The organism is Pseudomonas sp. W3I7, from assembly GCF_030816095.1.
GTDB classification, from domain to species: Bacteria; Pseudomonadota; Gammaproteobacteria; order Pseudomonadales; family Pseudomonadaceae; genus Aquipseudomonas; species Aquipseudomonas salomonii.
The window spans coordinates 3127110-3149583 of sequence record NZ_JAUSXP010000001.1 but is presented as its reverse complement, the minus strand read 5'-3'; the positions used below and the strand labels follow the sequence as shown (position 1 = coordinate 3149583).

Sequence of the window (22474 nt, the reverse complement as noted above, 5' to 3'; positions counted from 1 at the left end):
CTTGAGTTGTGTCCCTTAACCGCGTGGAGTCGCGACGGCTGCGAGCTTGGGCGCGGCTTTATCCGGCGCCACTTGCTCGAGGTTGCTGGCTTCAAGCGCTTGTCGTTGTTGTGCCAAGGCGGCGAGGGTTTCCTTGCTGGCCATCGGGATCGTTTCCGGCGCAACCGGCGAACCCGGACGAATGCGCTGCAAGCCCTTCACGACGATGGTGTCGTCCTTGGTCAAACCGCTGCGCACAATGCGCAGGCCTTCGATCTTCGGCCCCAGTTCCACCGAGCGATAAGCCGGCTTGTCGCCGTCCATCACCAGCACGAATTTCTTGCCGAGGTCGGTGCCGACCGCTTCGTCGTTGATCAGCACGGCGGAGTAAGTGCCGCTGCCGACCAGCTTCAAGCGGGCATACAAGCCAGGGGTGTATTCGCCCTTGCTGTTATCGAACACGGCGCGACCACGGATGGTGCCGGTGGCCGGGTTGACCTGGTTGTCGACGAAGTTCATCTGGCCCAGGTGCGGGTTGCCGGCTTCGTTGGACAGGCCCAGGTACACAGGGGTGGTCGCGCCACGGCGGCCTTCACGGGCCAGTTCGGTGTACTTGAGGTACACACGCTCATCGGCGTCGAAATAGGCGTAAACCTTGTCGGTGGAGACCACGCTGGTCAGCGGCGTGGTGTCGGCGGTCACCAGGTTGCCGGCGGTGATTTCAGCACGGCTGACGCGGCCACTGATCGGCGAGGTCACGCGGGTGAAGCTCAGGTTCAGCTTGGCCAGGTCCAACTGCGCCTGGATCCCGGCGACAGCGGCGCGGGCTTCCTGGGCGGCGGTGGTGCGCGAGTCGGCCAGTTCGGCGGAGATCGCATTGCTCTGGCGCAGACGCTCGCCACGTTGCGCTTCGTTATCGCTACGGCTGGCGGCGGCTTTGGTCTGTGCGAGTTGGGCTTCAAGGCGGCGCACCTCAGCCTGGAACGGGCGCGGATCGATCTGGAACAGCAGGTCGCCTTTCTTCACCAGGGCGCCTTCGGTGAAGGCCACCTGGTCGATCTGGCCGGACACGCGCGGACGAATCTGCACGGTTTCCGGGGCTTCCAGGCGACCGGTGAATTCGTCCCACTCGTTGACCGGTTGTTCCAGCACCTTGGCCACACTGATTTTTGCCGGGGGCATGGCGGCCGCTTGGTCCGGGGTCTTGCCGCAGGCGCTCATCACCACCACGGCCAAAATCGCCAAGGGGAAGCGCAAGTGTTTGAGTGACTGTTCCATGAGGTGCATCCGCCAATGTATTTGAGATGGGCGGATCATGCGCGGCGAGGTGCTATGTCACGAATCGAATGAAGCAAAGGTAACTATCATTCGGAATGATATAAGCGCAAGGCGAGCCCTCTAGAATGGCGTTTTCGTTAGGGAGCTATCAATGGGCGTGATGACAAAGGTGTATTGCGCAGCGTGCAAGGAACGACGCTGACAGGCGCAGGTCGCTGCCCGGCAATTGCCCTTCAGCCCTCAGCCGGTGGCGTGAGGTGGCCGCGCTGGCTGCCAATCGAACCGCCTAAAAAGTACATCAGCCCGCCCGCCACAACAAAAACCACCAACATATAAAACATGCTGTACGCCGGCTGCGTCGCCAACACCCACCCACACAACACCGGCCCCAACGCCGCGCCGACGTTGCTCAGGTTCTGCGCGGCGTAATACATGCCGCGCAGGTGATCGGGCGCAATGTTGTCGATAAACATGTATTCGGCCGGGAACACGATAATTTCCCCAAGGGTGAAAATCGCCATCGACAGCACCCACATCACCAGCGTGGTCGACAGGGCAAACCCGCCCAGCCCGACGATAAACAGGCTCAGGCCAGCGGCCAGCCACCGATTCAGGTAACGCGGGGAAATCCGCTTGCCGAGGCTGTATTGCAAGCTGATCACCATCAAGGCATTGGTGGCCACAAGGGTGCTGATGATCCGGTAGGTCTCTTGAGGCGTGGTGGTGACGATCAGGTATTGCGAGAGGTAGGCCGTGAACTGGCCGAACACCACGGCACTGAGTAAGCCGCCCAAGGTAAAGCACACCAGGCGGTAATCCCGTAAAAGCAGTGTGCCGACCGCCAGGAACGCAATGGAGGGCGGGTTGGCTTCGGCCGTGAGCAGATGCCTGTCACCCCACACGCAGTAGATCAACAAGAACCCGGCGCCAAGACCGGCCGACAGCATAAATGGCAGGCTGGCATCCACGGTGGCCAACCCGGCGCCCAGGAACGGCCCGACGGCGTAACCGATATTGGTGAGGGTGTATTTGATCGAAAACGCTTCACTGCGCCGGTCGACGGCAAGCAGGCTGCCAAACCCGGCTTTTACCGCGATATCGATCACCGCATACGCCAGGTTCACCGCCACCAGGCACAGGTAAAACAGCCAGAGCGCGGGCGCAATAGCGGCGCCGAGAAAGCCCAGTGTGAACACCGCGCAGAAGGTCAGCATAAGCCGGTAACTGCGCATCCGATCCACCAGGAAGCCGCCATACAGGCTCAGCAGCGAGCCGATGATCAGTGTGCTGCCGATCACCAGGCCGATATCGGCGATGCTCAAGCCAAAGTGGCCCGATAAGTAAATGACCAGATAGGGCAGGGTGATTGCGCGGGCGAGCGTCAGTATCAGTGAGGCACTCAATAGCAGGTTAAGGGCAGGGGGATAGTGTTTCAGCGTGGCCAGCATTCGAGCCTCGGGTCCATTTATAAGCGTCGAAGCAGCTTACCTTTGAACCGAGTTCTGATTTAGGATGGTTTTTATCCAGATACAGGAACTTAATTCATGAATAAGGGCTGTGCATGTTTTCTTCAGAGCGCCTGAAGGGCATCGATGTATTCGTCTGTGTCGCACAGTACGGCAGCTTTACGGCGACCGCCGGGAAAATGAACCTGACCGCTTCGGCCGTGAGTAAAAGCATTGCGCGCCTGGAAGCCCGCCTGGGTGCCCGACTGTTCCACCGCACCACGCGCAGGTTGTCGCTGACCGATGCCGGCGTGGCCTACCTGCGCACCTGCACCGGCGTATTAGCCGACCTGGAAGAAGCCGAATGGGCGCTGCAGGCTGAAAACACCGAACTGCGCGGGCGTGTGCGCATCGACCTGCCCGGCGCGTTTGGCCAGGCGCAGGTGCTGCCGATTCTGCTGCCGTGGCTGAACACTCATCCCTTGCTGACCCCGCACATCTCTTTCTCCGATGGCTTTGTCGATCCCTTCAAGGAAGGCGTGGATATCGTCGTGCACATCGGCGACGCCCCGGCCTGGCCGGAGACGGTAGGGCACCAGTTACTCACCCGAGAGTGGCATGTGCTCTGCGCATCCCCGGCGTTTCTCGCTCGCCACGGCACGCCACAGTCCGAGCGTGACCTCGAGCAGCATCAGTGCATGGCCTACGGCTGGGTCGATGGCCGCGTCAGCCCCTGGCGGCATGCCGGCGAACAAGGCGTGGCGCTGCACACACACATACAGCCGCAACTGGTGATCGGCCATGGCGCCGGGCTGAAGTTGGCCGCGCTGGCCGGCTGCGGTATCGCGCAACTGCCGTCGTGGCTGGTCGAGCAACACTTGCAGGACGGTTCGCTGGTGCAAGTCTTGCCGCACTTGGCCTGTGTCGGCATGGGCATCAGTGTGGCCTGGGTCAAACACCGCCACGCGCTGCCCAAGGTGCGTGCGGTAGTGGAGGTGCTGGTTGCAGGGTTGGGCGCGGTTGAGTGACACTCATTGATTTTCCGAACAAATTTTCCACAGGATGCGCAGATGCCAAACCTCCCGACACCGCCTTCCACGGGCGACGATCCTTACCTTTGGCTGGAAGACGTCGACAGCACGCAGGCGCTTGATTGGGTGCGCGCACAAAACCTCAAGACCCACGCGCGGCTTGCCGAATCCGCGTCTTTCAAGGCGATGCAGGCCGACCTGCTGGCGGTGCTCGACTCGGACAGCAATATCCCCTACGTGGAAAAAATCGGTGCCCACTATTACAACTTCTGGGTCGACGCCGCCCACCCTCGCGGCCTGTGGCGGCGGACCACGCTGGCGGAATATCGCAAGGCGCAACCGGCCTGGGAAACCGTGCTGGATATCGACGCGTTGAATGCCCTGGAAGGTGAAAATTGGGTCTGGCACGGCGCCGACTGCCTGCACCCTGGCTATCAACGCGCCCTGGTCGCACTGTCCCGTGGCGGCGCGGACGCGAGTGTCACGCGCGAATTTGATCTGGTCGAAAAAGCCTGGGTCAAAGACGGCTTCGCGTTGCCCGAGTCCAAGGGCGGGCTGGGTTGGATCGACCACGACAACGTGTATGTGTTTACCGACTTCGGTGCAGACAGCATGACCCGCTCGGGTTACCCGCGCATCGTCAAGCAATGGCAGCGCGGTGCGCCCCTGAGTGCCGCGACGATCGTCTACGAAGGCCGGCACGACGATATGTACATCGCGGCGATGCACGACAGCACACCGGGTTACGAGCGTGATTTCGTCAGCCGCACCCTGGCGTTCTACAACAACGAACTGTACCTGCGCGCCCGGGATGGCACGCTGAGCAAAATCGACGCGCCGAACTCGGCCGACAAGTCGGTGCACAAAGACTGGTTGCTCCTGCAGTTGCGTGATGATTGGGCGGTGGGGGATGGCTATGTGGCCGGCTCGTTGCTGGCGATCAACTTTGCACGCTTCATGGCCGGCGCGCGGGATTTCGACCTGTTGTTCGTGCCATCGGACAGCACTTCGCTGGCCGGCATGGACTGGACCCGCAACCACTTGGTGCTCAACGTGCTGGAGGACGTCAGAAACCGTCTCAGCGTGCTGACGCCCGGCCCACAAGGCTGGGCACGCAGCGCATTTGTCGGCGCGCCGCTGATGGCGACCGTGGATGTGAGCGCCGTCGACAGCGATGACAGCGACGCCGTGTGGCTGGTCACCCGAGGTTTTCTCACGCCAGTCACGCTGTCACTGGCCGAGCTTGGCGCGCAACCCGAAGTGCTCAAGGCCATGCCGGCGTTCTTCGACGCGAGCCGGCATGTCGTTGAACAGCATTTTGCCGTGTCCAAAGATGGCACCCGCGTGCCGTATTTCCTGGTGCACGAACAGGGCTTGCAGTACAACGCCAACGCGCCGACCTTGCTCTACGGTTATGGCGGCTTTGAAGTCTCGCTGTGCCCGGAATACTCCGGCGGGCTGGGTCGCGCCTGGCTGTCCAAAGGCGGCGTGTATGCCGTGGCGAATATTCGCGGCGGCGGCGAATACGGCCCGCGTTGGCATCAGGCGGCGCTCAAGCACAAGCGTGGGCGCGCCTATGAGGATTTTGCCGCAGTGGCGCAAGACCTGATCAGCCGCAACATCACCTCGCCCCGGCACCTGGCCGTGCAAGGTGGCAGCAATGGCGGCCTGTTGACCGGCAACATGCTTACCCAATACCCCGAGCTGTTCGGGGCCGTGGTCATCCAGGTGCCGTTGCTCGACATGCAGCGCTATCACCATTTGCTGGCAGGCGCCTCGTGGATGGAAGAGTACGGCAACCCGGACGTGCCCGAAGAATGGGCCTTCATCCAGACGTTTTCACCCTACCACCTGTTTGACCCGGCCAAGACCTACCCGCCGGTGCTGTTCACCACCTCGACCCGCGATGACCGCGTACACCCGGCCCATGCCCGCAAGCTTGCGGCCAGGATGATCGATGCCGGCCAGGACGTGACGTACTACGAAAACATCGAAGGCGGCCACGGCGGCGCGGCGGATAATGCCCAGAGTGCGTATATGAAAGCGCTGGTCTACGGCTTTTTGTGGGAGCGCTTGAGCGCCGGCCACGGCTGACCGGCGCTGGCCGGTATGTTCGGATGCCCTTTGGATAAGTGAAGAGTCAGATGCGCACACCCTATGTTTTTATCTTGATGTCGATGCTGTTGGCCGGTTGTGGTTCGTCGGGGGCAACCACTGGAAATCATGCGTTCGAACGCCAGCAAAATGCAGCGCTGACGTCCGATGCACCGCTGGATCCTTACACCGTTGAGAAGCTCAATGCGATTCTGCATGAGCGTCCAAACTACCGGTTGCTTCCCGCAGGCCAACAGATCGGCCTCATCTCGGAGGCCTTTTTAGGCACGCCCTATGTTGCCAACAAGTTACAGGGCTCACTGAGCACCCCCGAACAACTGGTGGTCGATTTTCGAGGCCTGGATTGCTTTACCTACCTGGATTACGTCGAGGCCCTGCGACAGTCAGCAGCACAACCCGACTTTATGAAAAACCTGTTGCGCACGCGTTATGTGGATGGCGATCTCGATTTTCTCAGCCGTAAGCACTTCTACACCGATTGGGCCTACAGCGGCACCTATAAACCGGCGCAAGACATCACCGCGCAGCTAAGCGCCCATGCCGTTCGCCGCGAAAAACGCCTCAACCAAAAAGCCGACGGCAGCGCCTACCTGCCTGGCCTGCCGGTGGTCCAGCGTACGGTCACCTACATTCCCGCCGGCTTTATCGACAAGACGGTCATCAATCGCCTGCACGAGGGCGATTTTATTGGCATCTATACGCCCCTGGCCGGGCTGGATGTGACCCATGTGGGGTTCTTTATCATGACGGACAAAGGCCCCGTACTGCGCAATGCGTCCTCGCATTCAGGCAGCCAGAAGGTGGTGGATTCGCCGTTTCTGGCGTATGTGGCCAACACGCCGGGGATTGTTGTGCTGAGGGCGAAGGAGTAGGTGCCAGGACGTTGATCCTGCTCTTGGCCGCAGGCGTAGCTGCGCCATTTTGAACTTTGCGGCTCAGGATTGTGGCATTATGCCATCCTGCCGGTTTCTATCGTTCAGGGACGACCTCGGCATCTTCGATCAACAGGTCGTAGAACACATTACAAGGACAGTCATATGAGCCAAGCCGTGAGCGCACATGCATTTGCCTTGCATCTGCCGCAAGCCGTGGAGGGCATCGCCGTTGCCTCCACGAGCCTCGATAATGTATTCAGCGCAAAACGCATTCCGTCCAGCGACGGCGGCGTTATTTTTGGCAACCTGCATTTACCGGAATACCAACGGCCGTATCGGTGGGGAGAAGAGCAACTAACGCAGTTGCTCGATGATTTGCGCGCCTTCTTCAGCACGGATGCACCGATCCACGACTTCTACCTTGGCAGTATCATCCTTCACCAGCAAGGTGGTAACGCGCGCCAGCGAGGCTTGCTGAATATCATCGATGGCCAGCAGCGCATTACCAGCCTGGCGTTGCTTCATTGTCTTCAGAAGGGGGACAGAGGCGCGCCTGAGTTGAAATTCAACTCCCCAGAAAGTTATCGGCGCATCCAGCTCAATCTTCGATGGCTGGAGCAGCAAAAGCTTCCGCAAATAGATTTCACGCGCATTAACGTTACGCTGGTCGTCACGCAGCGAGAAGATGATGCGTACCGCTTCTTCGAAACTCAGAACACTTCCGGTGTGCGTTTGAGCGGCGCGGATATCATCAAGGCTTATCATCTACGCAGCGTTGCTACTGATGAGCAGAATGATTTCGCCCGGACCTGGGAGCGCCTTGGGGATCTCAAACCCCTTGTCGCCACCATCATGAAGGCCCGGCATTGGCAAAGCCTGCGCTGGCGAAACGTTGCCAGTGATCGCGACCCGCTACTCGAGCGCAAGCAAATCGTCACAGAGCTCGCCGAGCGAACGCTCGCAAATACGGGCGATATTGCCTATCGGACCTTACGGGTGTACCGCGATGTCGGGGGCAAGGAAGCGCATACCTTCCAGACCGGGTATGCCATGCGTCAGCCTCTGGGTGCCGGGGTTAATGCCATGCGCTACATCGAATACTTCCACGGCCTGCGCCTGGATTTGCTCGACGTGGGTAACGCGCCGCCCAAACACTCGTTTGGCTACTACTACAAACGGTTGTCCCAAGATGCGTGCGGCAGTGTGTTTCTGAGCCGGGCATACGATTGCGCTTTGCTGATGTACGCCAGCCAATTCGGTACTGCCCGACTGCTCGAAGCGAGTCTGTGGATATTCCGTATGGTTTTTTCGCTGCGCCTGATCAAAGAAGTCAGCGTGAGGGAAGATGGCGTCCAGGCGCACATCAGGGAGAATCCACTGATGGACTGGATTACCAGCAGCCATACCCACGAGGAACTGCTGGGGTACTTACGGACCTACACCTACACCACCACCCGGGAAGGGCTTGATAGGCACAGCATCAAGAAGCGCTTCGTAGAATCGGTGTCTGCAACGTTTCACTTGGGCTTGGCCTGGCCGGATATCGCCCAGGTAGCCTCTGGATACGATGTGGCGTTATGTGATGCCATCGAACGAATCAGCCTCGCTGACATTGCCCGCCAAGGAGGCAAATGATGAATGCTCAAGTCCAGTCAAATGTGCAGACTGCCGCCACGCTTTGCCAGCAAGGTATAGCGCTGACCATTCCCTGTTACCAGCGCCCCTATGTGTGGCCCAGCGAGGATGTGGAGGTACTGTTGGAACAGATCATCCTGGCGAGCGAACTCGATGCGAACGGTCAACCCGCGCAGGCGCATTACTTCATAGGCACGGTGCTGACCAGCGAAGTCACTTCGCCGACCTCTGATGCATTCATGACCTATGAAATTATCGACGGCCAGCAACGCATGACGACATTGATGGTGTTGGCGCTAGCGTTCTGTGCGCTGATGCCCTCATCGCTACTCCGATCGCTTGTGGTCTTGGGCAATGCGCCGAGACTCACTTTCAATATTCGTGAAGAGGTTCAGTCACGGTTGAGCGCGTGGGCAGGATTGACGGCGGACACACATTCGGACGAAAAGGAGGCTTCGAATCCCTATCTCAAACACTTGATTGCTGCCCGAAAGGTCGCATGCGACAGGTTGAAGAGATTGCAGGCAAAAGGGGGTGAGCGAGCCCTTGAACGGGTTGCAGATTATTTGTTCAACCAGGTTACCTGGGTCAACAATGTCATGCCCACGGGCATGGACCTGAACAAACTGTTTGCGACGCTGAACACCAGTGGCGTGCAGCTTGAACAGACCGATATTCTCAAAGCCCGCCTGATGAAATGTATCAAGCAGAACCGTGCCACGTATGAAGGCATTTGGCAGGCATGCGAAGATATGGGGAATTACTTCGAGAAGAACCTGCGTGATGTCTTCGCGGGTGCTCATTGGGGTGGCTTGAAATTCAACGACCTCACAGATCACTCCTTCGAGCACTTTTCCCTGGATCGCCCCGCAGCCGGTTACGCGAAAGGCCGCACGATCAGCGAAATAATGTCAATGAAAGTGACTGACGACGCCACGATTGAGGCGCTTGGGGAGAAAGATGAGGCGCGTTATCAGTCGATCGCAAGCTTCGGTTTGCTGCTCATGCATGCTTTTCGAATCTACCGATACGCTCAGAACTGGCGTGACATCGGCTCGCGGCTCAACGACAGCAACCTCAATGACTGTTTCTTCCAGTTCGCCGAAAACGCTACTGCAGCGCAAGCCAAAGGGTTTATGGAATGCCTCTGGAACGTAAGGTTTCAGTTCGACCGCTGGGTCGTCAAGTGGGTGCGCCTGGGCGAGGAGGATGAACGAACCCTGCGCTTGAGTTCCATCAACAATCGAAGCAAAGGCAATGGCCCTGATTGGCGCTCCATCACTCAGGAGACTGGCGATCTTAGCCAGCTACAGAGCATGCGCTACCTTACTGGCGAGCGCAGTGCCCAGTATTGGTTAACGCCCTTCCTTGGCAGGCTGGTCAATTCGCCAGGCATGGCGGAGCATGAGGTGCTGGCGCTGCTCGAACATATCGATAACCAACTCTCGCTCACGGCAATGACTCAGAAGGAGGCGAGTTATCGGCTCTTGTACAGTGACAACGCTGAACCTGAACCCATCGCCACGAAAATGGCTTACCTCAAGGAAGCTCACGGCACCAGCTTTGAACACTACTGGTTCCAGAAACTGGAATACATTCTTTGGCGTGAACGTCGCACGTCCAACTGGTTAGATCCTGACAAGCTGCAGCTATACAGGATTACTTCGAAGAATTCAGTCGAACATGTGCACCCTCAAAATGAAGAGTTCGGCAGGACATTATCAGACGATCTACTCCACGGATTTGGTAATTTGGTATTGCTCAGCCCGGGTGAGAACTCCTCCTACAGCAACTTGGCGGTCATCAAAAAACAAGCAGCATTTCGCACCAAACCCAAGTACGACTCGTTGAAACTGGCTCATATGTTCCATGTGCTGGGCAAAGGCGACGACTGGGGGCAGCATCAGATTAATGAACATGCGCAAGTGATGCTCTCACTCCTTGAGACGCACTACGACGCCTAAGCAGTTGCCTGTCAGGGGCGGGCTATAAAAACCAGACGGGCCGCGATAAAGATTCAGTGACGCTCGTAGCGATCCACTTCAAGTCAAAGGAAGGAACATAGTATGGCCGGTGCTTCGCATTTTGCACGTGCTGTTGAAGCGTATTACACGTGCGACCAGAATATTATTGAATTCTATTCAAATCTTTATAATGAAATGCATGAAAATAAACTGCTGGATGAAAACTTTATCTCGCAAATGAGTGACGCGGACAAGACCATGCAGCGGCTGTCGGAGCTGGTTGTTCTTAAATATTGCACCCGGCGCATCAAGGGTATTTCCAGCGAGAAAAAAGGTCCTGATATTACGTTCAGCTTTGAAAGTAAAAGAATAAATATTGAAGTGATAACACCTATTCAGGTGGTACAGAAAAAAACTCAGTACGCCCAATACTTCTTTCCTCACCGACCGGAAGACCCCGCGCCAGGAAGCTCAGTAGACGCCTACACCCCCGAAATGGACAGCTTGCATGCAAGAATAACGTCGGCACTTAAAGAAAAAGCAGGAAAGTATGAGGCTTACCTCAACAATAAAACCACCCAGTCCGACGATATAAATATCATCTGTATTAATGTTGGATTTATTCAGGGAAATGAACTTATTGACTATGCCTATTTAAAAAATCTTTTCACCCGGCAGGCGACGATCTATATAGATATTGACGAGCAGAAAAAAATCTCACCAAAAATCGTGGATGTCGACTTTCAGGTCACCAAGGAAAACGACACAATCCTCACCACAAGCTATTTTGATAACTCAGCGTACGCGCACATTGACGGTGCTTGGATTATCAGTTGCAACGAGAAAAACTTCGATAGCCTGGCGCAAGTATCTCACCCCGCTAACATGGACAGGAACGTGATGCATCAAAATATGAACTCTAGAATCCCGTCTTCTCTGCTGTCAGCTTTACACATAAATAGCCCGCAGCAAGAGGAGAGTTTTGTTCAGCATATCAGGGCGCATGGTCAACTCCCAAACGCCTAGCAGCGAGCCCCCGATGGTGAGGGTTGGGGTCGGAGTAGGGCAAGCGAACGAATACCCTGGATGCTATGGTTTTCAACCGCTACTGAGCTACTGTCCCGCCAGCGAGGCGACGTTTACAGTGAACTTCGCTACGGCATGAGCTAACGTTCATACACGTGCTTTTGCGATAACTCGCTGGATACCGCCCCTATGAGAGATTTGCCGCCCACTGCGACCTTGCGTGCTTTTGAAGTTGCGACCCGCCACCCGACGTTTACAGCCGCCGCACAGGAGTTGCACGTGACTCAAAGCGCGGTCAGTCACCAGCTCAAGCACCTGGAGGCGCTTTGGGGCGTGCAGTTGTTTGAGCGTGGCAAGGCGTTACGCCTCACGCCGGCGGGGGCTACGCTGGCGCCCATCGTGCGGGAGTTTTTCATCAGCCTGGAGGCGACGCTGGGTGACTTGCGCGAGCAAAAGGGCAGGGTGCGACTCAGCGTCAGCACCACCTATTCCTTCGCGCTCAAATGGTTGCTGCCACGCTTGCCACGTCTGGCTCGCCAGCACCCCGAGCTGTTGGTCTCGCTGGACACCACGGATAAAATTATCCACTTCTCGCACGGCCAGGCGGATGTTGCGATCAGGCTCGGCAAGGGCAATTACCCAGGTCTGCATTCGGAGTTTCTGTTTGGGGAGCAGGTATTTCCTGTGGCCAGCCCCGAGCTGTTGCGACGCGTGGGGACGCCGCAGAGCCCCGCAGACTTGTTGCACTTCCCGCTGCTGACGCGCGATGGCGCCGAGTTGGTGCCAAAGTGGGAGGTGTGGTTTCAAACCGTCGGCCTGGCCTATTTGCCGCTCAAGGAGAGCGTCAGGTTTAGCGATACCAACATGACGGTCGAGGCGGCCTTGCTCGGCCAGGGCGTTGCATTGGTGCGCAGCGGGCATGTCGAGAATGAAATCAGCGATGGCCGTTTGGTAAGGCTGTTCGACATACCGCTGCCATCACCTCTGGCTTACTACTTCGTCTGCCCCAAGGGCATCGAATCGCAGCCGCACATCGCCAGCTTTCGCCAATGGCTGGTCAGCGAGGCGCTGAAAGTACAGGCGTAGACCCGTGAGTTATGAGTATCTGCTCATGGCCCAATGAGGAGACTTCGCTTTAGCCCCGGCGGCGCATTGCCTAAAGTGGCGCATGCCTATTCATCTCGTATTCCTCGTGCTGTTTGCCGCGCTCCTGCATGCCAGTTGGAACGCGCTGCTGCGTAGCGGCGCCGATCGGCTGTGGTCGATGACGGTGATGTGCGTCGCCATCGCCATCACCAGTGTGGTTGCTGCGACATTCATGGCGCCCCCGGCGATTGAAAGCTGGGGTTACGCGGTGGTGTCGGGGTTGCTGCATGTGGGCTACAACCTGTTTCTGGTGCGCAGTTACCGGGTCGGCGACCTGGGGCAGGTCTATCCGATTTCACGTGGTTCGTCGCCGGTGCTGATCACCTTCGGTGCCGCCGTGTTTGCCGGAGAAACCATCACCCCTGGCGAGCTCGTCGGTATTGCGCTGGTGTCGGGCGGGATTATTTCGCTGGCCTTCAGAGGGCGCAGTCTGTCGGTTCCCAGCTTGCCCTATGCGCTGGGAACGGGCGGCTTTATCGCGGCCTACAGTGTGGTCGACGGCATCGGTGCGAGGCTCTCCGGTGCGCCGCTGGCCTACACGGTGTGGATGTGCGCCCTGTGGGGCGTGCTGATGCCGGTGGTCTACATCGGCCTGCGCGACAGCCGCAGCTTGTTCTGTATCCGGCCCGGAACAGTGACCGCGTTGGTCGGCGGGCTGGTCTCATTGCTCGCTTATGGAATGATCATTTACGCCATGAACGAAGCGCCCCTGGGCGCGGTATCGGCACTGCGCGAAACCAGCGTGCTGTTCGCGGCGTTGATCGGCTATGCGTTTCTCGGCGAGACGCTCACTGCACGCCGGATACTGGCGTGCGTGGTGATCGCCGGCGGTACTCTCATCATCGGCTGATACAGCCAACAGCTCAGGAGCTATGTTCAATGGTCAATGTCTCGCAGGCACCGCTGATTCTAATCACGGGTGGAAGTCGTGGCGTGGGGGCCGCCACCGCCCGGCTCGCCGCCGAAAGGGGTTATGACGTGGCTATCAGTTACGTTGCCAACGAATCCGCAGCGCTGGCCGTGGCTGCGGATGTAGAAGCATTAGGGCGCCGGGCGTTGGCGATGCGGGCCGACAGTGCGGACCCGCAACAGGTGGCCGATTTGTTTGCGGCCATCGACCGCAGGTTCGGACGTATCGACGTGCTGGTCAATAATGCCGGGATGCTGGCGCCTCAGTCTCGCCTGGAAGACCTCGGCTTCGAGCGGATGCAGCGCATCTTTGCGGTCAATGCCATTGGGCCAATACTCTGTGCTCAACAGGCGGTCAAGCGTATGGCTTACCGCCACAACGGCCCGGGCGGAGTGGTGATCAATGTTTCTTCGGCCTCGGCGCGCCTCGGCAGCCCCAATGAGTACGTCGACTATGCGGCGTCAAAGGGCGCGTTGGAGACGTTCACCATTGGGTTTGCCAAGGAGGTGGCGCGCGAAGGCATACGCGTCAACTGTATCCGCCCCGGGCATATCTATACCGACATGCACGCCAGTGGCGGTGAGCCGGGCCGGGTCGATCGGGTCAAGGATTCGATTCCCATGGGGCGCGGTGGTCAGCCCGAGGAGGTGGCGCGCGCGATTCTATGGCTGGCGAGCGCGGAGGCATCCTTCGTTACCGGTACATTCCTCGACGTGACGGGCGGTAAATGAGCCGGCGCCACGGATCATCGGTTGCTTGCGCTCGGTTCAAGTCAGCGCGGGCTGCCTGACCTTGCGACTCAATCCCGGTGTCTGCCCCGTAATGCGCTTGAATGCACGACTGAAGGCGGCCTGGGAGGTATAGCCCAAGCGCTGCGCCACCTCTTCAATCGGCAGCCTTTCGAGGGTCAGCCACTGGCTTGCAAGCCGCATTCGCAGTTCGGTGACGTAGCGCAGCGGGGTCATGCCGATAGTCACTTGAAAGCGGTCCGCGAACACCGAGCGCGAGGTATTGCAGTGCTCTGCCAGCTGCGCAACGGTCCACTCGCGACCCGGTTGTTGGTGGAGCGCAAGCAGCGCACCGGCCAGGCGTGGATCGCGCAAGGCGGCGACCAGCCCAGAGGCATTGCCGCAGGCGCACTCCACCCAGCCGCGAACGACCATGGCCGCCACCACGTCGGCCAGCCGCGCGAGGATACCGGCGAAGCCCACACGGGCGGCGCTGACCTCGCGTTCCATGGTGGTCAGGATCGGTACCAGTCCGGGGTAACGCTGGCCACCGGCATCAATCAGCATCAGGCCCGGCATCAGCCGACCAAGCCCATGGATGCTGCCCAGTTCAAACTCCATGCAACCACTGAACACAATAGTGCTAGGCGTGGGGCTGCCGTCCGTTCCGGTGTCCACCGCGCTGACGGTGTCGCCGAGAGGGGCGCCGTCTAAACGGTCGATGTCTTGAACCGGCACGTCCGTATGGGAATACAGTTGATGGGCCGCGCCATGGGAAATAAACACGGCGTTGCCGGCTGACAGCGCGTAGGTGGTTCCGTCCTCCATTTTCAACACCGCAGTGCCGACGGCCATGAAGTGGAACCAGGCGTGCCCGGGTTTTTCCGCGAAGCCCAAACCAAAGGTCGGGCCCGTTTGGATACGCCGGTATTCGACCCCACGCAGGCGCATGCCGCGTAACAGCTCGTTGATGAGATCCGAGGAAAGCGCAAACTGATCTGTAGGCATCGTTCAGGTGTTTTAGTCAAAAAGTAGAGACTTTAGATCATAGATCATCCGGATTCCCGCGCCTAGACTGCGGCTCGCAATGAAGATTGGGAGATCCGTGCAATGACTAACTGTGTGTGTAATGCCGTTTCCGACCGCCATGTTGGCGCCGACTCGGACGTAGAACCTGCAACCCCCGCGTGGATGGCAGTATTTTCCTTGGCCATGGGGGTGTTCGGATTACTGACCGCTGAGTACCTTCCGGCCAGTTTGTTGACGCTGATGGCGACTGACCTGGGCGTGTCCGAAGCGCTGGCTGGCCAGGCAGTCACCGTGACGGCGGTGGTGGCGCTGTTTGCCGGCTTGTTGGTGCCAGGCCTGACCCGTGGCATCGACCGACGTTGGGTGTTGCTGGGTTTTTCCACGTTGATGGTCGCCTCCAATCTGTTGGTCGCCGTTTCCGCAAGCTTCACGGTGCTGTTGTTGATGCGTATCTTGCTGGGCATTGCCCTTGGCGGGTTCTGGAGCATGGCGGCGGCGGTAGCGATGCGCCTGGTGCCGAATGCCTTGTTGCCCAGGGCGCTGTCGATCATTTTCAGCGGCATCGCCATCGGCACGGTCGTTGCGGTACCGCTGGGCAGCTATCTGGGTGGGCTGTATGGCTGGCGCAGCGCGTTTTTTGCGGCGGCGGCGGTAGGCATGGTCACTCTGGCTTTCCAGTCGTTCACTCTGCCGCGCCTTGCGCCGCGCCGGCCGGCACGCCTGCGCACCGTTCTTGAAGTGTTGCTGCGCCCAGGCATCGCCATGGGGATGTTCGGTTGTGTGCTGGTGCACAGCGGGCACTTCGCGATGTTCACCTATGTTCGGCCATTCCTCGAGGGGACTACGGGTATCGGCGCCCAAGGGCTGTCACTGATGCTGCTGGGGTTCGGTGTCGCAAACTTCGTCGGCACGCTGTTGGCCGGGAGGCTGCTGGAGCGCCACCCGCTGGCCACGCTGGTGTTGATGCCCGCACTGGTCGGCGTCGCCGCGCTGGCGTTGGTGCTGTTGCCGCCCTCGGTGCCGGGGCAGGCGGTTCTGCTGGCGATCTGGGGCCTGGCCTTTGGTGGCGTGCCGGTGGCGTGGTCGAACTGGGTCGCCAGCTCGGTCCCCGACCAGGCGGAAAGCGCCGGGGGCATGGTGGTGGCCTCGGTGCAGTCCGCCATCGCAACGGGCGCCGCCGCTGGCGGTGCGGTGTTCAGCCTCGGCGGCAGCGCAGGTGTATTCGTCGCCGCGGCCGTGCTGATGCTGCTGGCCGCGTTGCTGATAGCGCTGCGTGTGCGCGTCCCTTCCGCCCATGACCTCCGCCAGTCCAAGCCCGCGTTGCACCTTTGATCCGGTTTGCCAAACCGTTTCGAACCCGTCCGTAACCAGGAGATACACCATGAACAATACGACGTCTCACCAAGGACGCCTCAAATCGTTGCGCGCGGCAGGTATCGGCAATGCGCTCGAATGGTTCGACTGGACCCTGTACGCAACCTTTTCGGTGTACCTGGCAAGCAACCTGTTCGACAAGACCGATGCGCGCTCGGCGATGCTCGCGACCCTTGCCGTGTTTGCGGTTGGCTTTGTCGCTCGCCCTGTCGGTGGATGGTTGTTTGGCCGGCTGAGCGACCGACTGGGGCGCCGGACCATCATGGTGATGACCATGCTGCTGCTTGCGATCAGCAGTCTTGGCATCGCGGTTATCCCTGACTACCAAAGCATTGGCCTGTATGCCTCGGTCGCGCTGTTGTTTTTTCGCCTGATGCAGGGGCTCGCCCATGGCGGCGAGACAGGGGTTTCCTATACCTATGTCGCCGAGATCGCCCCCAGCAAGCACCGTGGCTTATGGTCGAGTTCGGTTTATGTGGGCGTGACGCTCGGGGTGATGGCGGCGACGGCCGTGGCGGCGGCGCTGACCTGGCTGCTGGGCGCCCAGGCCATGGGTGACTACGGCTGGCGGATCGGTTTTGCCATTGGTGGAGTACTCGGTATTTACGCGCTGTTTTTGCGCCGTGGTGCGCAGGAGTCTCATGTGTTCGTAGCGCAGCAGGGGGTGGCGCGGCCGCGCAAGCTGTCGACGGGGGAGATGCTGCGAGTCGCGCGTAACATCGTCATGCTTGCAGCGGCCGCCAATGTCACTTACTACGCGTGGGTCACGTTCGGCGCGTCGACGGCGATCGCCCAAGGCATGGACGCCACGGGGGCCTATGTGGCCAGTCTCCTCGCGCAGATCCTCTGTGTGTGCTGGTTGCCGGTCTGCGGGATGTTGTCCGATCGGGTAGGGCGCCGGCCCATGGTCATCGCCTGGGGCCTGGGTGTGATTGTGCTGACCTACCCCCTCTCGATAATGGTGACAACCGAGCCCTATACGCTGTTCCTGGCCCAGGTGCTGGGGCTTGGCGCCTGGTCGCTGATCGCGGCGATTTTCCCTGCCGTGCTCTCCGAGCAGGTGCCGACCCAGGCGCGGGCTCAGGGTGTGGGCCTGGTGTCTTCCGTTTCGGTGGCGATCTTTGGCGGCACCGCCCCCTATCTGCACAACTATCTGGGCGGCGCCGACCTTGGCTACCTGTACGTCAGCTATGTCATCGGCTTGGGCGTCGTCACCGTCCTGGCCGGGTTTCTTATCGACGAAACGGCGGGCATCGACCTTGCGCACATCGAGGCGCCTGGCGTTCGAGCCAGCGTCAATCAACCGCCTTTGCGATCCGCAGACTCAGCCGATCAAAGGAGTACGACGCTATGAATGCCCCACACCTCAAAACCGCCGCTGCACGAGGCGAACGGCCGGGCACCAACGTGACCGTCAGCCACGCTTCGGGGCCGCGTCAGGGCGCCCGCGAGACCTGGGTCGAAGTCCCTTCCGAGTCGGGCCCGGCGGCCGCCTGGTGCTATTCGGATCGCCGCGCCTATCGCCCGGGTGATTCGGTTTGCCTGTATCTGTCGTCGAACCGCCCGCAGGTGAAAATCCGCATCTACCGTGATGGCGCCATCGCCCGCACGCTGCATACCACCGACAACCTTGATGCTCGCTTCCATCCGATACCCGAACGCGCCTACGAGCATGGCTGCCAATGGCCCGCCTTCATGTACTGGTCAATCCCGGCGGATGCCGAGCCGGGTGGCTATATCGTGGAGGTACGGGACGGCGACGACAGCGTCCTGGGGCATCATCTGTTTATCGTCAAGGCGCTGAGCAAGCGTGCCGATGCCTTGGTGCTCGTCGCGGCCACCTCAACGTGGGCGGCTTATAACGACTGGGGCGGTGCCAATCATTACTTTGGCCTTCACCCCGGCACGCCGCGTGGTCGTTCGCCGTTGCTGTCGACACAGCGCCCCTGGGCGCGAGGGCAGGTGTGGCTGCCGGAGGATGCACCCCGTTGCGTCAACGCGACCCGGCCGCGCAAGCCAGGGCCGGCGCGCTATGAGTTCATCGAATGGGCCAGCCTTAACGGCTACGCCAAGTACTACGCGCTGGCGGGCTGGGCCTCCTATGAAAGACCTTTCGTGGTCTGGGCCGAACAACAGGGTTACACAGTGCATATGCTGACCCAGGATGATTTGCATCACGACCCGCACGCGCTTGAGGGCTACGCTTGCGCCGTCTTCGTCGGGCACGACGAGTACTGGACGCGGGAAATGCGTGACCATGTCGACGCGTTTGTCGAGGAGGGCGGCAAGGTCGCGCGTTTCGCCGGCAATTTCATGTGGCAGATCCGCCTGGAGGATGAGGGGCGGCGGCAGGTGGCCTACAAGTACGATGCCGCTGCGCTCGATCCTGTGGCCGCTACCGCGCCTCATCGGCTAACGGGGGCCTGGGAAGATCCGCGGGTCAATCACCCAGGGGCAAAGACGTTCGGGGTCAACGCTTTGCGCGGGATATACGCAAGCTTCGGGGGAATGGCGCCGCGCAGCCCTCGCGGGTACACCGTCTTCAGGCCTGAGCACTGGGCGTTCATGGGGACGGGCCTGGGTTACGCGGACATGTTCGCAGACGAAGCCAACATCTTTGGCTATGAGGTCGATGGCCTGGACTACACGTTCGTCGATGGCCTCCCGGAACCGCTCTACACCGACGGTGCGCCCGGCGGACTGCAAATCCTCGCAATGGGCTGGGCGACCAATGCCGAGCATGGCCGGTCCGAGGATGCCTATTCATTCATGCTCGGCGATGGCGATGCGCGGTTTCGTGCCTCCATCCTGGCGCCCGATCCTGGTGACGCCAGTGTCGATGTGCATAGCCGCGGGGCCGGTATGGTGGTGCACTTCCACAAAGGTCGAGGCGAGGTCTTTACTGCGGCCACGTGCGAATGGGTGCATGGGCTCATGCAAGCAGACATTTACACCGTGATGATCACCCAAAATGTGCTTGAGCGTTTCTTGCGCAATACGTAGGTGGATGGCGCCAAGGTGCACACGAAGAGCACCTTGTCCGCGTAGTAGCAATCTACAGCCGAACTTAAACAATATCCTCCGGCTGCATCGTTAAAATGATTTTCCCAACGTTTTCGGACGATTCCATTCGGCGATGGGCATCGGCAGCTCGTGAAAGCGGGAACGTGCTGTCAACCACCGGCTCCAGGCGTGCGGCGCCCTCAAACCGATCAAGCCAATGCTCGCGGAAGCGCTTGATCATGCTGTGCTTCTCTGGTTGTGTGCGTGACTTCATGACAGTACCGATGATCTGCAAGTGACGGTAAAGGATATGCTCCAGCTCTACGTTCACCTTACCGCCTCCGCCCAAGATGCCGACCTGAATAAGCCGGCCTCCCTTGGCCAGGCAGGCGATATTGCGGGCAAAGTAGGGTTCGCCAACGAAATCAATGACGATATCCACACCTGTACCCTTGGTTTTGTCTGCGATTACTTCGGCAAAATCCTGCGTCTTGTAGTCAATGGCGATATCCGCGCCTAAATGCTCGACACGCGCCAGCTTGCTGGCGTCGGTGGTCGCGTACACCGTGGCACCGCTGGCGTAAGCCAACTGGACTGCAGCAGAACCCACACCACCCGCAGCGGCATGGATTAATACCGAGTCGCCGGACTTGAGCCGAGCCAGATGCATCATTGCTTCATGGGCGGTGACGAAGACTTCAGGAATCGCTGCTGCGCGCACATAGTCCAACTGCGCGGGGATAGGCATGGCCATGCGGTAGTCGATGCGTGCCAATTCGGCATAGGCCCCGCCTCCGACAACGCCCATTACTCGATCTCCGACCTCGAAACCCTCTACCCAATCACCTTTGCCAATGACCTCGCCGGCGATCTCCAGCCCGATGATGAGGGAATCGCCAAAATTAGGCTGACCATAACCGCCGGTTCGGTGAGTCAGATCTGCACGGTTCACACCCGCGGCATAAACCCGTACCAGCAGGTCAGTCGGGCGCACTTCGGGATCGGGAACATCTGCCAGCTCGAGTACGTGCGCCGCGCCGAATTCCCTAATATTGATGGCTTTCATGATCAGTGTTTCTCCGGTTCGGTAAAGGTGGCATTGGCGATAGCGGATGCGGTAATGGCGCCTGGAAAGCCTACGTAGAAAGCCAAGTGAGTGATCGCGGCGGCGATTTCGTCATGGGTCACCCCATTGCTGACCGCCCGCCGCAGATGCGCAGGCAGCTCTTCAGAGTGTCCGCCGGCAATCAACGCGGCCAGTGTGATCAGGCTACGGTCGCGTGGGGACAATGTTGGATCGCTCCAGATTTGCGGGTACAGCGTCGAATCAACGAACTGCGACAGTTTTGGGGTAAAAGCCCGGGCCGCTTCACGAGGGCTGCTGAAATTGAGCGTGGACATGATGATGTTTCCTTAAACCTGGCTGATGAATTTATGGGTGAGGTAATGCTCGATGCCTTCAATGCCACCTTCCGAACCATGGCCACTTTCTTTCATGCCGCCGAAAGGAAGTTCTGTGGCGACGATGCGGTATTGGTTGATACCGATCATCCCGGCCTCTAACCCGTCAGCGACGTCAATGGCAGTTCGAGCGCTAGCAGTGAATGCATAGGCTGACAGCCCGTAGGGCAGGCGATTAGCCTCCTTCAAACCATCCACCAAGTGATCGAATGGCATCAGCACGGCGATAGGTCCGAAGGGTTCTTCATGCATGACTCGGGCGTTCATCGGCACATCTGCCAACACCGTCGGCTCAAAAAAGTAGCCGCTGCATTCCAGGCGCTTACCACCGGCCAAAACCCTTGCACCTTTGGCGACGGCATCAGCCACCAGCTCTTGCATCTTGGCGAGCTGCCTTGGATTGGCTAGCGGCCCGACCTGGGTGCCAGGCGTGCGGCCATCGCCTATTTTCAGCGCAAGGGTGGCCGCCACGAAGTGATCGACAAACCGGTCATAGACGCCACGCTGAATCAGAAACCGCGTTGACGAGATGCAGACCTGGCCCGTCCCGCGAAACCGATTGGCAACGCCTTCGACGGCTGCTTTTTCGATGTCTGCGTCATCGAATACCAGCACCGGCCCGTGTCCTCCTAGTTCAAGGGTGATGGGTTTGACGCCCTCGGCAGCGCGGGCTGAAAGCAGCCGACCGATAGGTACCGAACCCGTAAAGGTCACCTTGCGAATGATGGAGGAAGCGATCAGGTGCCTGGACACTTGATCCGGTACGCCAAAAACCACCTGCAACACGCCTTTGGGCAACCCCGCATCGTCGAGCGCTCGCGCCAGGGCCAGCGCTGTGGAGGGGCTTTCTTCCCCGGGTTTGAGAATGACACTGCAACCGGCGGCCAGTGCCGCCGAGAGTTTGCGAGCTGGGGTAATGGCCGGGAAATTCCAGGGCGTGAACGCAGCCACTGGGCCGATGGCTTGGCGTTTGACCATTTGCAGCACACCGGGGCGGTTGGCCGGGACTACACGGCCATCGATACGGCGTGCGCTTTCGGCAAACCACTCGAAGTATTCAGCTGCACGCGTTACTTCATCCAGGCTTTCTCCAAGCGGTTTGCCTTCTTCAAGCGTCATTTGCTCGGCAATGTGTGGCGCCCGTTCGAGGATGAGATCGGCAGCTCGTTTGAGAATTTTTGCGCGCTGGTCAGGGACAGTCTGGCGCCATTGTTCAAAGCTCACTTGAGCCACTTCGAGTGCGTGATCAAGGTCGCCTGCGGTGGCGAGTGGCACGCGGCCTATCTCTAGCGCGGTTGCGGGGTTGACGACAGCGGCGGTTGCGCGACCGTCGGCACTGATCCATTCACCACCGATAAAAAGATAAAGCGGGTCGTAAGACGTGTTCATGGGTTGCCCTTCGGTTGGTTTATCAAAAGTTCGTACAAAGCTCGGCGCCTGCAGTGCCTGTGTAAGTGCCTGGGGAACTGCTTGGG

18 protein-coding genes are annotated in these 22474 nt (G+C 59.5%); 12 read left to right on the top strand and 6 right to left on the bottom strand.

Going from position 1 to position 22474, the window contains the following annotated elements:
* Positions 1-15: 15 nt before the first annotated feature.
* Complete coding sequence (mexE, locus tag QF043_RS14725) at positions 16-1257, bottom strand: multidrug efflux RND transporter periplasmic adaptor subunit MexE (protein ID WP_307419088.1); 1242 nt, start codon at positions 1255-1257, stop codon at positions 16-18.
* A gap of 233 nt (positions 1258-1490) precedes the next feature.
* Positions 1491-2705 carry an MFS transporter gene (locus QF043_RS14720; RefSeq protein ID WP_307419087.1) on the bottom strand — a complete coding sequence of 405 codons (1215 nt, stop codon included), beginning with the start codon at positions 2703-2705 and terminating at the stop codon, positions 1491-1493.
* A gap of 113 nt (positions 2706-2818) precedes the next feature.
* On the opposite strand from QF043_RS14720, the gene QF043_RS14715 reads away from it, so the two are divergent.
* From QF043_RS14715 to QF043_RS14675, 9 genes are all read left to right on the top strand, one after another.
* Positions 2819-3730, top strand: a complete 912-nt coding sequence (locus QF043_RS14715; protein WP_307419086.1) for a LysR family transcriptional regulator — start codon at positions 2819-2821, stop codon at positions 3728-3730.
* A gap of 42 nt (positions 3731-3772) precedes the next feature.
* Positions 3773-5827: a prolyl oligopeptidase family protein gene (locus QF043_RS14710; protein ID WP_307419084.1), complete on the top strand. Its 2055-nt coding sequence runs from the start codon at positions 3773-3775 to the stop codon at positions 5825-5827.
* A 50-nt stretch (positions 5828-5877) separates the two neighbouring features.
* A complete protein-coding gene (locus QF043_RS14705) occupies positions 5878-6720 on the top strand; it encodes a DUF1460 domain-containing protein (protein WP_307419082.1) in 843 nt (280 codons plus the stop codon).
* A gap of 165 nt (positions 6721-6885) precedes the next feature.
* Entirely contained in the window at positions 6886-8358 is a 1473-nt protein-coding gene (locus tag QF043_RS14700; RefSeq protein ID WP_307419081.1) for a DUF262 domain-containing protein, read from the top strand.
* Complete coding sequence (locus tag QF043_RS14695; RefSeq protein ID WP_307419080.1) at positions 8358-10322, top strand: DUF262 domain-containing HNH endonuclease family protein; 1965 nt, start codon at positions 8358-8360, stop codon at positions 10320-10322. Before QF043_RS14700 ends, QF043_RS14695 begins: the two co-directional genes overlap by 1 nt.
* A gap of 102 nt (positions 10323-10424) precedes the next feature.
* On the top strand, positions 10425-11348 hold the full coding sequence (locus tag QF043_RS14690; RefSeq protein ID WP_307419079.1) for a hypothetical protein: 924 nt from the start codon (positions 10425-10427) through the stop codon (positions 11346-11348).
* Positions 11349-11537: 189 nt separating this feature from the next.
* Positions 11538-12434, top strand: coding sequence for a transcriptional regulator GcvA (gene gcvA / locus QF043_RS14685; RefSeq protein WP_307419078.1), 897 nt, complete (start codon positions 11538-11540; stop codon positions 12432-12434).
* A gap of 82 nt (positions 12435-12516) precedes the next feature.
* Positions 12517-13344 (top strand): DMT family transporter, encoded by an 828-nt coding sequence (locus QF043_RS14680; RefSeq protein WP_307419077.1) that lies wholly within the window; start codon positions 12517-12519, stop codon positions 13342-13344.
* Between the two features lie 29 nt (positions 13345-13373).
* Complete coding sequence (locus QF043_RS14675; RefSeq protein ID WP_307419076.1) at positions 13374-14135, top strand: SDR family oxidoreductase; 762 nt, start codon at positions 13374-13376, stop codon at positions 14133-14135.
* 36 nt (positions 14136-14171) lie between these two features.
* On the opposite strand, the gene QF043_RS14670 is transcribed toward QF043_RS14675, so the two are convergent.
* Positions 14172-15140: an AraC family transcriptional regulator gene (locus QF043_RS14670; RefSeq protein ID WP_307419075.1), complete on the bottom strand. Its 969-nt coding sequence runs from the start codon at positions 15138-15140 to the stop codon at positions 14172-14174.
* Positions 15141-15242: 102 nt separating this feature from the next.
* Here QF043_RS14670 and QF043_RS14665 point away from each other — a divergent pair, with 102 nt between their 5' ends.
* Genes QF043_RS14665 through QF043_RS14655 form a run of 3 tightly spaced genes read left to right on the top strand, consistent with a single transcriptional unit; the run spans position 15243 to position 19538 of the window.
* Entirely contained in the window at positions 15243-16493 is a 1251-nt protein-coding gene (locus QF043_RS14665) for an MFS transporter (RefSeq protein ID WP_307419073.1), read from the top strand.
* 49 nt (positions 16494-16542) lie between these two features.
* On the top strand, positions 16543-17889 hold the full coding sequence (locus tag QF043_RS14660; RefSeq protein ID WP_307419072.1) for an MFS transporter: 1347 nt from the start codon (positions 16543-16545) through the stop codon (positions 17887-17889).
* On the top strand, positions 17886-19538 hold the full coding sequence (locus QF043_RS14655) for a N,N-dimethylformamidase beta subunit family domain-containing protein (protein WP_307419071.1): 1653 nt from the start codon (positions 17886-17888) through the stop codon (positions 19536-19538). The genes QF043_RS14660 and QF043_RS14655 overlap by 4 nt, the downstream gene beginning before the upstream one ends.
* A gap of 64 nt (positions 19539-19602) precedes the next feature.
* Here QF043_RS14655 and QF043_RS14650 read toward each other — a convergent pair whose 3' ends face one another.
* From QF043_RS14650 to QF043_RS14640, 3 genes are read right to left on the bottom strand one after another with little or no spacing between them, the layout of a single operon-like run.
* On the bottom strand, positions 19603-20604 hold the full coding sequence (locus QF043_RS14650; protein ID WP_307419070.1) for an NAD(P)H-quinone oxidoreductase: 1002 nt from the start codon (positions 20602-20604) through the stop codon (positions 19603-19605).
* Between the two features lie 2 nt (positions 20605-20606).
* A complete protein-coding gene (locus tag QF043_RS14645; RefSeq protein WP_307419068.1) occupies positions 20607-20939 on the bottom strand; it encodes a carboxymuconolactone decarboxylase family protein in 333 nt (110 codons plus the stop codon).
* Between the two features lie 12 nt (positions 20940-20951).
* Complete coding sequence (locus QF043_RS14640; protein ID WP_307419065.1) at positions 20952-22388, bottom strand: NAD-dependent succinate-semialdehyde dehydrogenase; 1437 nt, start codon at positions 22386-22388, stop codon at positions 20952-20954.
* Between the last annotated feature and the right edge of the window lie 86 nt (positions 22389-22474).